This is a genomic window from Streptomyces sp. M2CJ-2 (genome assembly GCF_016757295.1).
In the GTDB taxonomy this organism is placed as follows: domain Bacteria; phylum Actinomycetota; class Actinomycetes; order Streptomycetales; family Streptomycetaceae; genus Streptomyces.
On sequence record NZ_JAESIF010000367.1, the window covers coordinates 1 to 201 of the forward strand.

The 201-nt window shown below is 73.1% G+C and carries 1 protein-coding gene; it reads left to right on the forward strand.

Translation table 11 applies throughout. The features are described 5' to 3' along the window. Window positions 1-201: hypothetical protein (locus JL475_RS39645; protein WP_202283012.1), on the forward strand; the 201-nt coding region annotated here is incomplete at both ends.

Below are 201 nucleotides of genomic sequence, written 5' to 3' on the forward strand. Positions count from 1 at the left end.
CCGCAGCGCGATAGGGGACGGATGCACCCTCGGTGTCGGCTCCCACGTGCACTACGGGGTGACGATGGGTGACGGTTCGGTGCTTGCGCCCGACTCCTTCCTCATGAAGGGCGAGGAGGTCCCGCGGCACGCGCGGTGGGGCGGGAACCCGGCCGAGGAGATGAGCGACGCCCCCGGCCGGCCGCCGGCACTGGTGCGGCA